This is a genomic window from Pseudomonas resinovorans NBRC 106553 (genome assembly GCF_000412695.1).
Lineage (GTDB): Bacteria > Pseudomonadota > Gammaproteobacteria > Pseudomonadales > Pseudomonadaceae > Metapseudomonas > Metapseudomonas resinovorans_A.
This window is the reverse complement of record NC_021499.1, coordinates 4267163-4280286: the sequence shown is the minus strand read 5'-3', so window position 1 is coordinate 4280286 and position 13124 is coordinate 4267163. Positions and strand designations below refer to the sequence as shown.

Annotated in this window: 12 protein-coding genes; 5 read left to right on the top strand and 7 right to left on the bottom strand. The window is 63.1% G+C overall.

Annotated features, from left to right (window positions below; all coding sequences use genetic code 11):
* Positions 1-19 precede the first annotated feature (19 nt).
* Complete coding sequence (locus PCA10_RS19385; RefSeq protein WP_016493769.1) at positions 20-1378, bottom strand: glutamine synthetase family protein; 1359 nt, start codon at positions 1376-1378, stop codon at positions 20-22.
* Between the two features lie 340 nt (positions 1379-1718).
* Here PCA10_RS19385 and PCA10_RS19380 point away from each other — a divergent pair, with 340 nt between their 5' ends.
* Positions 1719-2603 (top strand): LysR substrate-binding domain-containing protein, encoded by an 885-nt coding sequence (locus PCA10_RS19380; protein ID WP_016493768.1) that lies wholly within the window; start codon positions 1719-1721, stop codon positions 2601-2603.
* Positions 2604-2614: 11 nt separating this feature from the next.
* On the opposite strand, the gene PCA10_RS19375 is transcribed toward PCA10_RS19380, so the two are convergent.
* Entirely contained in the window at positions 2615-3523 is a 909-nt protein-coding gene (locus PCA10_RS19375) for an MBL fold metallo-hydrolase (RefSeq protein WP_016493767.1), read from the bottom strand.
* Between the two features lie 238 nt (positions 3524-3761).
* Positions 3762-4670, bottom strand: a complete 909-nt coding sequence (locus tag PCA10_RS19370; RefSeq protein WP_016493766.1) for a LysR family transcriptional regulator — start codon at positions 4668-4670, stop codon at positions 3762-3764.
* A gap of 250 nt (positions 4671-4920) precedes the next feature.
* Here PCA10_RS19370 and PCA10_RS19365 point away from each other — a divergent pair, with 250 nt between their 5' ends.
* Together PCA10_RS19365 and PCA10_RS19360 are read left to right on the top strand one after the other, a co-directional pair.
* A complete protein-coding gene (locus tag PCA10_RS19365) occupies positions 4921-6426 on the top strand; it encodes a purine-cytosine permease family protein (protein ID WP_016493765.1) in 1506 nt (501 codons plus the stop codon).
* A 17-nt stretch (positions 6427-6443) separates the two neighbouring features.
* Entirely contained in the window at positions 6444-7289 is an 846-nt protein-coding gene (locus PCA10_RS19360) for a nitrilase family protein (protein ID WP_016493764.1), read from the top strand.
* A 428-nt stretch (positions 7290-7717) separates the two neighbouring features.
* On the opposite strand, the gene PCA10_RS19355 is transcribed toward PCA10_RS19360, so the two are convergent.
* The 3 genes from PCA10_RS19355 to PCA10_RS19345 all read right to left on the bottom strand — a co-directional run bounded on the left by PCA10_RS19355 (position 7718) and on the right by PCA10_RS19345 (position 10597).
* Positions 7718-7963 carry a hypothetical protein gene (locus tag PCA10_RS19355; protein WP_016493763.1) on the bottom strand — a complete coding sequence of 82 codons (246 nt, stop codon included), beginning with the start codon at positions 7961-7963 and terminating at the stop codon, positions 7718-7720.
* Positions 7960-8427, bottom strand: a complete 468-nt coding sequence (locus tag PCA10_RS19350) for a BRO-N domain-containing protein (RefSeq protein ID WP_016493762.1) — start codon at positions 8425-8427, stop codon at positions 7960-7962. The genes PCA10_RS19355 and PCA10_RS19350 overlap by 4 nt, the downstream gene beginning before the upstream one ends.
* A 1019-nt stretch (positions 8428-9446) precedes the next feature.
* Positions 9447-10597 (bottom strand): IS3 family transposase gene (locus PCA10_RS19345; RefSeq protein ID WP_144276949.1). Its coding sequence is split into 2 segments (ribosomal slippage): positions 9447-10360 and positions 10360-10597, totalling 1152 coding nucleotides; the frame shifts between segments, so codons are not numbered across the junction.
* 36 nt (positions 10598-10633) lie between these two features.
* Here PCA10_RS19345 and PCA10_RS19335 point away from each other — a divergent pair.
* Positions 10634-10990 (top strand): hypothetical protein, encoded by a 357-nt coding sequence (locus tag PCA10_RS19335; protein WP_016493760.1) that lies wholly within the window; start codon positions 10634-10636, stop codon positions 10988-10990.
* Positions 10991-11252: 262 nt separating this feature from the next.
* Here PCA10_RS19335 and PCA10_RS19330 read toward each other — a convergent pair whose 3' ends face one another.
* Positions 11253-12059, bottom strand: a complete 807-nt coding sequence (locus PCA10_RS19330; protein ID WP_016493759.1) for a lytic transglycosylase domain-containing protein — start codon at positions 12057-12059, stop codon at positions 11253-11255.
* Between the two features lie 316 nt (positions 12060-12375).
* On the opposite strand from PCA10_RS19330, the gene PCA10_RS19325 reads away from it, so the two are divergent.
* On the top strand, positions 12376-12879 hold the full coding sequence (locus PCA10_RS19325) for a hypothetical protein (RefSeq protein ID WP_016493757.1): 504 nt from the start codon (positions 12376-12378) through the stop codon (positions 12877-12879).
* Positions 12880-13124 lie beyond the last annotated feature (245 nt).

The following is a 13124-nucleotide window of genomic DNA, read 5'->3' as shown; positions in this document are numbered from 1 at the left end:
GTGGCGCAATGGCGGTGGGTCAGACGCTCAGCAGCAGGAACTCGCGCTCCCAGGAGCTGATCACCCGCTTGTAGTTCTCGTGTTCGGCGCGCTTAACGGCAACGTAGCCCTGCACGAACTTGCGGCCCAGGTACTCCTGGAGCACCTGGCAGTCCTCCATCTGGGCCAGCGCGTCTTCGATGGTGATGGGCAGGCGCAGGTTGCGGCGTTCATAGGCACGCCCTTGCACCGGGGTGCTGGGGGCGACCTTCTCGATCATGCCCAGGTAGCCGCAGAGCAGGCTGGCGGCCAGCGCGAGGTAGGGGTTGGCGTCGGCGCCGGGCAGGCGGTTCTCGACCCGCGTGGCTTCGGCCGAGGACGGCGGCACGCGCAGCCCCACGGTGCGGTTTTCCTCGCCCCACTCGACGTTCACCGGCGCCGAGGTGTCGGGCAGGAAGCGGCGGAAGGAGTTCACGTTCGGCGCGAACATGGGCAGCACCTTCGGGATGTACTTCTGCAGGCCGCCGATGAAGTGCAGGAACCGCTCGCTCTTGGAGCCATCCTCGTTGGCGAAGATGTTCTTGCCGGTGGCCACATCCAGCACGCTCTGGTGGATGTGCATGGCGCTGCCCGGTTCGTCGGTGATGGGCTTGGCCATGAAGGTCGCGCTCACATCATGCTTGAGCGCGGCTTCGCGCATGGTGCGTTTGAACACCGTGATCTGGTCGGCCAGGCTCAGGGCGTTGCCGTGACGGAAGTTGATTTCCATCTGCGCCGGGCCGTCTTCATGGATCAGCGTGTCCAGGTCCAGGCCCTGCGCTTCGCACCAGTCGTACACGTCCTCGAACAGCGGGTCGAACTCGTTGGTGGCATCGATGGAGAAACTCTGACGGCCGCTCTCCGGGCGCCCCGAGCGGCCCACGGGCGCCACCAGGGGGAAGTCCGGGTCGCTGCTGCGCTTGGTCAGGTAGAACTCCATCTCCGGCGCCACCACCGGGCTCCAGCCGTTGTCCGCGTACAGCTTCAGGACGCGCTTGAGCACGTTGCGCGGCGACAGCTCGATGGGGTTGCCGTACTTGTCGACGGTGTCGTGGATGACCATGGCGGTCGGTTCCAGGGCCCAGGGCACCAGGAAGATGGCGTCGGGGTCGGGGCGGCAGACCATGTCGATGTCGGCTTCGTCCAGCAGGGCGTAGTAGACGTCGTCGTCCACGAAGTCACCGGTGACCGTCTGCAGCAGGACGCTTTCCGGGAGGCGCATGCCGCCTTCGGCGAGGAACTTGTTGGTCGGGGAAATCTTGCCGCGGGCGATGCCGGTCAGGTCGCTGACCACGCATTCGACTTCGGTGATCTTTTGTTGTTTCAGCCGTTGCTCCAGTTGCTCGGCGGGGGTGTTCATACAAGCCTCGGAAGGTTCATGGTTGCGGAGTGATGACGCGCCTGCAGCAAACCGCTGCCAGGCCGTGGGACTAGTGTCGTTCGCCGGGGCGAACGCGTTCTATCCACTTTCCGCACGCATGACCGAGGCAGTGGTCACGCGCGAACCCATGGGGGCCCTGATCGATGGGTATCGCTTCGCTCAACCCATCCTACAAGGGCCGTAGGATGCGGTTGAGCGAAGCGATACCCATGCTGCTTGCGGAAACTGTCGGGCGCCGATCACGCTTGCCGCCCGGGCGGTGATTGGCGGAAGCTCTGGCGCCAACGTCCACTGTGATTCGGCCAACCACGGAGCATCGATGGCACTGCCTCCACTGCACAGCATCAAGGTATTCGAAGCGGTCGCCCGCCTGGGCAACCTGGCGGCCGCGGCGGTGGAACTGCACGTCACCACCGGGGCGGTCAGCCAGCAGATCAAGGCACTGCAGGGCAGCCTGGGGGTGGAACTGTTCGAGAAGCGTGGCCGCCACCTGGTGCTGACCGACACGGGCCGGGCGTTGCAGCAACGCATCGCCGGGGCCCTCGGCGAGATCACCGAGGCGGTCCTGGCCCTGCAGAGCGGCGCGAAGCAGGTGCCCGAGGCCATCGAGCTGACGCTGTCGCTGCCGCCCGCCGACGGCGTCACCTGGCTGGCTACGCCCCTGTTCCGTTTCATGGAGGAGAGCCGCGCCGTCCGCCTGAAGGTGATCAAGGCCACCCACTTCAACCAGGTGGACTGGCGCCGGGCCGACGTGGCGGTGGTCTACGGCACGCCGCCCTGGCCGGGCTTCTGGTGGCGCCTGCTGCACGGCATCCGCATGGTCCCGGTGTGCAGCCCGCAGTTCCTCCGGGGCCCCCAGGCCATCCGCAGCGTGGAGGACCTGGCGCGGCACCGGCTGCTGCACGAGGACAACGGCGCCCAGTGGCAGCAGTGGCTGGCCGAGGCGGGCTACTTAGGCGCCGGTGCCGCGGACGTCTACTTCGAGGACTTCGCCATGGTGCTGCAGGCGGCGCGGGACGGCTTCGGCGTGGCCTTGAGCGACGAGATCGTCTCGTCCCGCGACCTCGACGAGGGCCGCCTGGTGCAGCCCCTGGCGCTCTCGGTGCCGGCGGTGCACAACTACTACTGCGTGTGCACCGAGGCCAAGCGGGAGCGCCCCGAGGTCATGGCCTTCATCGACTGGCTGATGTCGACGGCCAACTGAACCAAGCCGCCTCAGTAACCGTAGCGACGGCCGTCGGTGAACTGCACGTCGGTGAGGATGCTGATGTCCTTCACCACCTTGTACAGCTGCGAGTCCTTGATGAGTTCCGGGTCGCTGAATTTCTCCCCCTTGGCCCGGCCATCCTGGATCGCCAGCATCTTGTCGCGGACCTGGAGCACGTCGTCATAGGTCATGCTCGGCACGCGGTTCGGGTCCTCGTCGGCGTGGGCGCCGTAGAGGGTGGTGTTCTTGTCGATCAGCGCCAGCGTTGCCGTGAGGGAGTCGATGTAGTCGCCGAGGTTCCCCGACAGCAGCCAGGACGGATAGAGGTGGTCGCCCGAGAGCAGGATGTTGTTCGCCTCATCGAAGAGCGCCACTTCATCGCGGGTGTGGCCGGGGGTGCTGATCATCTTCACCTTGTAGCCGCCCAGGTCGATCTCCTCGCCCGGCTTGACCAGCCGCTCGACCTTGAACGGCGGCAGGCTCAGGTGATCGATGTTGCCGAGGTGGACCGGCTCCGGCACCTGGTAGAGGCCGTCGTCCTGCTGGAACCCTCGGACGAAGGGAAGGTCCGGCAGGTAGATGCTGGAGAAGTTGTGCAGCCCGCCGAGGTGATCGAAGTGCAGGTGCGAGGGCAGCACCGACAGCGGCTTGTCGGTGACCGTGCGCACCAGTTGGGTGATGTCTTCCGTCTGGTTGGCGCCGGCGTCGAACATCAGTGCGCGCTCTTCGCCCACCAGCAGGTACGAGTAGTTCTTCTGGTAGTAGTGGGGTTCGCCGATGGCGTAGAGATGGTCGGAAATCTTGTGCAGCACGAAGCTCGGCTTGCCCTGGTCGGGTGCCTCAGTGGCTCCGGCCGTGGATACGAAGCCCATCAGGGCCAGGCTGGCCATTGCCAGGCTACCGGCGATTTTTCCCATGAACGCAGTCCTCTTGTAGTTGTGCGGAGCGCGCGTTCGAGCGGCGTCGAACGGCCCGCGTATCTCAAGGGACGGCGGCCTTGCGGACAATGGATTTGATCTGAAGGGCGGCGGTTTAGCCGGGCTAAAGGATCGTCTCGGAACGCGTCATCAGGCGAGCAGGGTGGGGGCCGCGCTTCACCGGTCCACCCTTGTGCTTCGGGTAGGCTCCGTGGGTGGATGTGGAAAGCGACATCCACTACTGGCCCTCCACGTCGAACACCCCCATCAACTCCTCGAGAAAGGCACTGACCAGTTCGCCAGGGCGGGACGAGCGGCGCATGGCGGCCTGGAAGTCCACTTCGTAACGCAACAGCTCTGGGTTCAAGGCCCGCAATTGCCGCTGCTCCACATGCCGGGCCGCGTAGTGCTCGGGCAAAAAGCCCAGGTGCTGGCCCGAGAGGATCAGCAGGGCCGCGCCGTCCATGCTGTCGGTCAGCGCGGTCAGGTGCTCCAGTGCCGTGGGGGCCGGCATCTCCGGCAGGGGATGGCTGGGCCAGACCCACTCATGCTCGGCGACATCCTGGTGGTCCAACCCGCCGGCCTCGGGGTACAGGGGGTGGGTGGCACCGCAGTAGGCCACCTGGGTTTCACGGAACAGCGGCAGGTAGTCCAGGCTGTCGAGGCGCCGCCAGAAGTAGCCGATGGCGAGGTCGAGGTGCCCGTTGATGAGCTTCTCCTCGAGGAAGGTCGAGGACAGCTCGGTGAACTGGAAGAACAGGCCCTGATGGCGGGCGCGCAGGCGGGCGACGGCCAGGGCGATCTGCTTGTTCGCCTGCGGGTCGAGCTGCCCGAGCAGGCCGATGTTGAGGGTGCCGCTGAGGGTGCGGTTGATCTGCTGGACTTCGAGCCGAAAGCCCTCGGCGGCGGCCAGCAGGCGCCGCGCGGCCTCCAGGAACTGGCTGCCCTTGGGCGTCAGGGCGAAGCCCCCTCGGCCGCGCTGGCACAGGCGGAAACCCACGCGGGTTTCCAGCGACGCCAGCTGGGCGCTGATGGTGGGCTGGGTGGTATTGAGCGCGCCCTGCGCGGCGGAAATACCACCGGCCTCGACCACGGCGAGGAAGACCCGGATCAGGCGGATATCCAGTTCCGAAACGTTGCCCAGCATCTGGTACCTCGGATTTATATAGATGGTGATCTATGTGAACAGTGGTAGCGCGTGATTTTACGGCGCGTTGGCCGGGCCTAGATTCTGCCTTCGACGGCACGGGATTGCGCAAGTGTAGGGACGTGACAGGCAGTTGTCAGCGCGCCGGGGTGAGGTGACCAGTACCCTGCGCAGCATAGATGGATGCCCTATGTAAGCGGCCGAGCCGAATCCTCCACAAGAACAATATCGCGTAGAGCAGGAGCGCCCCATGTCCGGGTCCAGCCATACCGCCCACACTGCCGAAGCCGGCACCGGGCTGGCCATCGAAGGCCATTCCATCGACTACATCCCCGAGTCCGAGCGCCACGCTCGCCTCTCCAGCCAGGGGCCGTTCTGGTTCCTCGGCAACTTCCACTTCTTCACCATTTCCATCGGTTTCGTCGGGCCGAGCCTGGGCCTGTCCGCCCTGTGGACGACCCTGGCCGGTGCCCTGGGCATCATGTTCGGCACCCTGTTCATGGCCTTCCATGGCTCCCAGGGGCCGGAGATGGGCCTGCCGCAGATGATCCAGTCGCGGGCCCAGTTCGGTTATCGCGGGGTGGTGCTGGCGCTGCTGGCCACGCTCTTCGTGTTCGTCGGCTTCAACGTGGTCAACGTCTCGCTGATCATGGGTGGCCTGCACAACGTCTTCGGCCTTCCGCCGGTGCCGGTGGCCTGCGCGGTGATCGCCGTGGGCGCCTTGCTGTCGATCTACGGCCACGACCTGATGCACAAGGCCTTCAAGTGGGCGCTGATGCTGACGCTGCCGCTCTACGCGCTGGTGACCCTCGCCCTGCTGTTCGGCGCGGGGCAGGGTGACGCGCCCGCCGCGGAACCGAGCAGCCTGGGCTTCAGCTGGGTCGCCTTCGCCACCCAGTTCGCGATTGCCGCCAGCTACAACATCTCCTACGCACCCTACGTGTCGGACTACTCGCGCTACCTGCCGAAAAACACCAGCCGCACCAAGCTGATTGCCGCGGTGTTCCTCGGCGCGTCGTTGTCGGGGGCGTGGATGATCGGGCTCGGCGCCTGGCTGGCCGAGTTGCTGCAGGCCTCCGACGCCCTGGTGGCGCTGGATCGGGTCGGCTCTTCGCTGTTCCCGGGCCTGGGCCATGTGCTGGTGCTGGTATCGGTGGTCGGCTTCCTGCCGGTGATCGCCCTGAACACCTACAGCGCCATGCTGACCCTGCTCACCGGCGTGGATTCGGTGCGTCGCATCACCCCCACGCCTCGCGCGCGGGTGCTGTCGATCCTGGTCATCACCCTGGTGCTGCTGGCGTGCGTCCTGTCGATTCGCGGCAGCGGCATCTCCATCCTCAATACCTTCCTGGTGCTGATGCTGTACTTCCTGGTGCCCTGGACCGCAGTGAACCTGGTGGACTACTTCGGCGTGCGCAAGGGCCGCTACGCCATTCCGCACTTCTTCACCCCCAACGGCATCTACGGCGCCTGGCAGCTGCGCGGCATCGTGGCTTACCTGGTGGGCTTCGTCTGCATGATCCCGTTCTTCTTCATCTATGACGCCGCCGCCGGTGAGGAAGTGTTCGTCGGCCCCATCGCGCGGATGCTCGATGGCGTGGACGTCGCCTGGCTGGTGGGCCTGCTGGTATCGGGCCTGACCTACTACCTACTCAGCCGCTCCCTGGACCTGGACGCGGAGCGCCGCGTGGTCGACGCCATCAGCGAAGCCGACATCCTCGCCATGACCGGCCACGCCGGCGAACCTCGCCCGTGACAGCAGGGACCCAAAGCATGAACGCCTCCAAACCCGTCACCGTGGCCTGCTGCCAGTTGGCGCCCAGCGTGGGTGATCCGGCCCACAACCGGCGTGTCAGTGAACGCGCGATCCGCAGCGCCGCACTGCGCGGCGCCCAGGTGGTCGTGCTCCCCGAACTGGCGCAGAGCGGCTACGTCTTCCATGACCGCGCCGAAGCCCTGGCGCTGGCCGAAACCCAGGACGGCCCGACGCTCCAGCTCTGGCAAGGGCTGGCGCGGGAGCTGGGCATTGTCATCGTGGGCGGCTTCTGCGAGCGGCTGGAGGGCGAGCGGGTGGCCAACAGCGCGGCGCTGATCGATGCCAGCGGCGTGCGGGCGGTCTACCGCAAGGCGCACCTGTGGGATGGTGAGAACCTCATCTTCACCGCCGGCGACGAAGCGCCGCCGGTGGTTGAAACGGCCTTCGGCCGGATCGCGGTGATGATCTGCTACGACCTGGAGTTCCCCGAATGGGTGCGCCTGCCGGCCCTGGCCGGCGCCGAGCTGCTCTGCGCCCCGGTGAACTGGCCCTGGAGCCCGCGCCCGGACCACGAGCGCCCGGCGGAAGTGGTGCGGGTGCAAGCCAACGCCTCGGTCAACCGCCTGTTCGTCGCCGCCTGCGACCGGCACGGTAATGAGCGCGGCGTGAATTGGGTACAGGGCTCGGTGATAGTCGACGCCGACGGCTTCCCTCGCGCCGGCCCGGCAGAGGAGGGCGGCGAGCAGATACTGCTCGCCACCCTGAACCTGGCGGACGCGCACAACAAACGCATCAGCCGCCACAACCACCTCCACCAGGACCGCCGACCAACCCTGTATGGCGAGGCGGGCTTGCTGGCCTGATTCCTGTGGGGGCGAATTCATTCGCCAAGGGCAACCCCGTTGCCCGCTTACCCGGCACGCGGTCTCTCCTGTAGGAGCGAATTCATTCGCGATCACCCCCGCGCCGCGCCACCCCTGTAGGGGCGATTTCAATCGCCAAGGGCAACCCGTTGCCCCCTAACCCGACACGCGCGCTCTCCTGTAAGAGCGAATTCATTCGCGATCGCCCCCGCGCCGCACCACCCCTGTAGGGGCGATTTCAATCGCCAAGGGCAACCCCGTTGCCCCCTCACCCGGCACGCGCTCTCTCCTGTAGGAGCGAATTCATTCGCGATCGCCCCCGCGCCGCACCCACCCCTGTAGGGGCGATTTCAATCGCCAAGGGCAACCCCGTTGCCCCAACAAAACAAAGGCCCCTCTCCCACCCCGGAAGAGGGGCCCACCTCACCTCACACCAACGGCAATTGCTGCATCTTCGCCAACCGCAAGAAATCCTTCTCGTTGCTCCGGGACAAATAGATCAAGGCCTCCATCAACGCACTCTCCTTGACGTTGTCCAGATAGGGCCCGGGAATCCCCTCTCGCATAGCCGCATTGTCCAGGAGGACTTCAGCCAGCACCCGTACCGTGTTCAGCCGCGAATCCAGCCGATTCACCAGCTCCCACAACCGCCGCTCATCAAGGTCGTCGCTCATACCGACACCTCCTTGCCGCTAACCATAAAGGCCGGCAAATCCCGCCAGGCCACCCACACCTCACCCTGCCAACGCACCACACCAATCCGCCGACCTTCGTAGCTCAGCTCGTTACGACGCGGCGCCGCATCAGGCACCCGGTGGTAGTCATGCAGCGTCGGCACCAGCACCGCACTGAGCCAGCGGCCGACAGCCTCATGCTCAGGCCCGCCGAACTGGAACAGCGCCCGGTAGGCGCCGATATCGCTGATGGCGGTGATCTCTTCATGGAAGTCGTGGGTGTAGCCAAGACAGAGGGTTTGCTGTTCGTGAGGCTCCAGGGCCTGGAGCAAGGGGAGGGCATCGGGAAGCCCGATCAGCCGTGCAAAGTCATGGGCGACGAACCAGGGCTGGTTGTCGACCATCACGGCGCGCAGGCGTTGGTGGTGGTGATAGAAAACGACAGGGGTATATGCATCGTGCATGGTGGAGCTCCAACGTAAGGTTGAGGAGCTGCCGCCATTCGCTGTCAATCGAAGGGTGGCAGAGTCACGCGGGGTTGACAGACCGGTACGTTGGCGCCGGCAGGCCACGAGGACCTCCCCGCGCGACCTGCCATAAAGCAGTGCAGCCTTTAAAGCTGCATGCGTGCCGATGCCTGCAAAAGACATTCGCCGTCTTTCGCATGCACCTTGCGGCGCAATCGCGCCAACGTATGCGGGCTGTCAAACCCGGTCACGGAATTGACCGTGACGGGGAGGGACACTAGCCAGGGCACGCGTAGGGCCTCAAGGCTAATGGGGTGTGGGAAATTTCTCTGTAGGGAGGGAGATAAATGATCAGAAATTTCTGTAGGCAATAGCCGTGCGGGCGATGCTATGGCGTTGGTAGCCCGCAGTCCGTATGCATTGCGCATAAGCTGCTTCCAGCGGATCTCTGCCGCTCGCAATTGGCTGCTATCGTCCAGAAGTGGAAACTGGAGTAAAAATAAATCTCCCCCCTTTTCCGTCTTTCCATGGTTTCAAGGCACCGTCGCCCGGCGGCACCTGCCGCATTCCCTCTTCGACCTCGCGCCGCCAGTACCCCGCCCAACGTACAACTCCAGATACTGGCTACTTAGTATCGCGCCAAGGTATTCTCCTGGTCCTATGGGCTTTTCATACAAAGCCTCCCACCATATAGCTTCAGGCAGAAGGATTGCCATGGACAACAGGGCTACTGGAACAGCAATCGCTGGAGCGATGCCTCAGGGTTCTGTCCGCCAATGCGTTTTGGGTCTCCGCTTCCATCCAGTCATACAAACCTCCTCACCTCCTATCCCGCCCCTGTTTGTAGTTTCAGTACCAATCCATCCATTTTGTTTAGAAGCACTTAAATCATGCTGTGCGCAAAAAAAAGGACAGTAATCCATGAGTTATCTTGCAACAACTTACAATATCATGATTGCGTCACCTGGAGACGTTGCATCAGAGCGGTCGATAATTAGTGAATCGCCCCGGCTTTCCTAGACACTCTCCAAGCTCTGGAAATAACGCTTTTCAAACTCCACTGGCGATAGCTGCATAGCGCTGCTGTGCCGGCGTTTGGGGTTATAAAACATCTCGATGTAATCGAACACATCACTCCGGGCTTCTTCGCGGGTGCCGTAGGTTTTTCGTCGGATGCGTTCCCGCTTCAGCAACTGGAAAAAGCTTTCCGCCACCGCGTTGTCGTGGCAGTTACCGCGTCGACTCATGCTGCTGATCAGGTTGTTGGCCTTGAGGAAGCTCTGCCAGTCCGAGCTGCTGAACTGGCTGCCCTGGTCGGAGTGGATCATCACTTCCTGCTTGGGCTTGCGCCGCCACACCGCCATCAACAGGGCATCGATAGCCAGGTCGCTGCACATCCGTGGCTTCATCGACCAGCCGATCACCTGGCGTGAAAACAGATCCAGCACCACCGCCAAATACAGCCAGCCTTCATAGGTGCGGATGTAGGTGATGTCGGTGACCCAGACCTTGTTCGGTTCACTAACGTTGAATTGCCGCTCCAGGCGATTGGGCGAAGCCACCGTTGGCCGGCCGCCGTAATAGCCGGGGCGCCGCCGATAGCCGGTCTGTGAGCGCAGCCCTTCTCCTCGCATCAGGCGAGCCACGCGGTGCCGGCCACAGGACTCCCCCAGCTCACGCAGGTCGTCGTGAATCTTGCGATAGCCGTAGACCCCACCGCTTTCCAGCCAGGCATGTTTGATCAACCCGAGTAGGCGCTGATCTTCCTTGGCGCGTACGGATTTCGGCTCGGTCAGCCAGGCGTAGTAACCGCTGGGATGCACTTTCAGGGTCTGGCAGAGACGTCGAACCGGGTACTCCACCGACAGCTTGCTGATGAAGGCGTACTTCAGCCGGACTCCTTGGCAAAGTACGCGGCGGCCTTTTTTAGGATGTCTCGCTCTTCGGTCACTCGCTTGAGTTCGGCGCGCAGACGACGCAGTTCGGCCTGCTGATCGTCGTCTTGCTGCCGCTGCGCCTGGGGCTTGCCGTAGCGCTTGATCCAGGCATACAGGCTATGCACCGACATGCCTAACCGCGCTGCCACCTCGGCTACGGGGAGGCCGCGCTCGGTCACTTGTTTGACCGCTTCGATTTTGAATTCTTCGGGGTAACGCTGGTTGCTCATGGCACCTCCTAATGGGCCTCATTATGAGGCTTGGAGGTGTCTACGAAACTAGGGGCGATTCAATTTGATGAGCTAAGCAACTTAATTGACTCTCTGAGAGCTACTAAGAAGGAATTTAATCGTCAAGAGCTTCATTTGATTCTTGAGTCCGCCTTCATTAGAGGTAGAGAAAAAAACGATATCCCTCTTGTGGATGGGAAGTCCTATGCGGATACCGAAGATCTTGGGGATTTCCTATACAAACTAGGTCTCATCTCCCGCATTCACGACGACGGCAAAGAGTTCACTCACTTCACCAACGACCCTGATCTTTATCGCTCTATGGAAAACAAGAAAAACCATATAACTTGGTCCATTCACCCGGCTTATAGAAAGTTTCTAAACATCCACTAAGGAAAAGGAGGGGTAAGTGAGAAATGGTGGGCTTATTTTATTAATTCTAATTATCCGCACTTGGCCAGTTTCTGCTGCTTCCCATCGGCCGCTTCGGGTCGATAGCAACTGGCAAACGTGGACCTTCGGTTGAGCCATTCCCCGCCCAGCGTATTGATCAAGTACGAAACCTGATTGCTTTCGTCGGGCGGATAACACGCCAGCGCCATCCGCGGTGGCGAGACCAGCGTACAACCTCTCCCAGGTCATGTGCCCCACAGCACTACCGATGATTCCGATAGCGTTCGGTCAAGGCCTGCACGAGGGTGACGTAGGATTGCGTCTCGGCGTAGGGTGGCACCCCCTTGTACTGGACCACGGTCGCTTCGCCGGCGTTGTAGCCGGCCAACGCCAGCACCTGGTTGCCGTTGAAGCGCTTGAGCAGCCAGGCCAGGTAGCGCGTGCCGCCGCGAATGTTCTGTCGCGCGTCGAACGGGTCGTCCACGGCGAAGCGCTCGGCGGTGGCGGGCATCAGCTGCATCAACCCCTGGGCGCCGGCCACGGAAATGACGTGGGGGCGAAACGCCGATTCGGCATGCATCACAGCGCGGATCAGCGCCTTGTCGACCCCGTACTGACCCGAAGCGGCTTCGATCTCCCGCCGGTAGGAGCGGGTGTCCAGGCGCAGTGAGGCCACCTTGAAGTCCTTCGGCGCCATGCACAGGTAGCAGCCCTTGATGTAATCGAGCTCAAGGACGGTGACCCGAGCGGAGATCCCGACGGGGCGCCGGCTCACGTATTTACGAACACCCTTGTGGACGAAGGTGTACACCCGAATCCGCATCGCGCCTGGGTCGTTGCCTCGCACAATCTTTGGCTGGGCCTTTGCCTTGGCGCCGGCAGTGGCGCCCGCCTTGCCCTCCAGGTGAGTGCAGCGGGCGCTGGCGATGGCTTGGCTTGGGTAGCTGATGGTTCCGTCCTTGGCTTGGCACTTGAACGTGGCGCTGGCGCACAGCGGAGCGACCAGCAAGGCCAGCTGGATGCAGCCAAGAAGGCTCTTGTGAGCCCATTGCCATGCACTGGAACTCATTACATCGCTCCGCGCCGCAGGCGCCGATCAGGTCTGGAGGTGCCTTTGGCGGGCCTGTCCTGAGTGGCCCACCGTTCGTACTGGTAGTTATAACCCTTGTAACCGGCCTGGGCGCCTGCCTTGACGTACGGGCTGTCGGCGCTCCCGCTGATCGCCCGCACGACGCGTCGTCCCGGCTTGCCAGGGCCGAAAGCAAAGGTACAGAGCACGAAAAATCTGCCCCCTGGGCCGACGCACCTGGCCAAGACTGAATACAATTCGTGCCCGAATACCCCAGGCCATTTACATGGCTGCCTCGAACAAGGAACCCGCCTCCATGGCCTCCACCGATAAACAGCAAAAACGCGCCCAACGGGCGAAAGCCAAGGCCAAGCAGAACCGTTCGGGCAAAGCCAAGGCCAAGATCAATGTCATCCATCCGTTGCTGGCCAATCCGCTGGTCAACGAGCCATTCGATGATGTGGAAATCGACCTGAGCACCTTCGACTTCAAGGACATCGAAGAGAACGGTTTCGACCCGGCGCACTTCGACGATCTGTTCCAGGCGATGAAAGTCGCCGAAGGCATCAGTCTCCTGGCGTTGAGCCTGGTGTTCCTGCAATACCCGGTGCTGGAACTGGTGGTCGCGGAGGAGTCGGAAGAGTCGGCGACCGACTTCATGATGGGCCTGCTGATCGTTTATCGCGGGATCTTCCACGATGAAGACGAAGACACGGCGGTGAACTGGGTCGGCGGCGAGGCCTTCCAGGCCGCCTACAACGAAGCGTCGATGATCCTGGAGAAGAAGTACGCTCGCGGCACCCCAGGCGCCCGAGTCTAGCCGCGCGCCGAGCGGCTACAGGCGGCAAGCCGATTCGGCCGACCCTAGTTGTTGCGCTGGGTCTGCCCTCTGGCTGCTCGTGACCGGCAGCTACTGACCCCGAGCCGACATCGCCCGCTAGGATCCCATCGGCAACTCAATTTGCCGATGGGCCGCAGCTAACCGATACACCGGCGCCGGAAGAGTACGTTTTCGACATACTCGCGAGGGCGTTTTCAGTTAGTGTTCATGCATGATTTGACTTA

Coding starts and splice junctions, on each gene's coding strand:
- PCA10_RS19385 (WP_016493769.1), bottom strand. CDS start 1,378: ATGAACACCCCCGCCGAGCAACTGGAGCAACGGCTGAAACAACAAAAG.
- PCA10_RS19380 (WP_016493768.1), top strand. CDS start 1,719: ATGGCACTGCCTCCACTGCACAGCATCAAGGTATTCGAAGCGGTCGCC.
- PCA10_RS19375 (WP_016493767.1), bottom strand. CDS start 3,523: ATGGGAAAAATCGCCGGTAGCCTGGCAATGGCCAGCCTGGCCCTGATG.
- PCA10_RS19370 (WP_016493766.1), bottom strand. CDS start 4,670: ATGCTGGGCAACGTTTCGGAACTGGATATCCGCCTGATCCGGGTCTTC.
- PCA10_RS19365 (WP_016493765.1), top strand. CDS start 4,921: ATGTCCGGGTCCAGCCATACCGCCCACACTGCCGAAGCCGGCACCGGG.
- PCA10_RS19360 (WP_016493764.1), top strand. CDS start 6,444: ATGAACGCCTCCAAACCCGTCACCGTGGCCTGCTGCCAGTTGGCGCCC.
- PCA10_RS19355 (WP_016493763.1), bottom strand. CDS start 7,963: ATGAGCGACGACCTTGATGAGCGGCGGTTGTGGGAGCTGGTGAATCGG.
- PCA10_RS19350 (WP_016493762.1), bottom strand. CDS start 8,427: ATGCACGATGCATATACCCCTGTCGTTTTCTATCACCACCACCAACGC.
- PCA10_RS19330 (WP_016493759.1), bottom strand. CDS start 12,059: ATGAGTTCCAGTGCATGGCAATGGGCTCACAAGAGCCTTCTTGGCTGC.
- PCA10_RS19325 (WP_016493757.1), top strand. CDS start 12,376: ATGGCCTCCACCGATAAACAGCAAAAACGCGCCCAACGGGCGAAAGCC.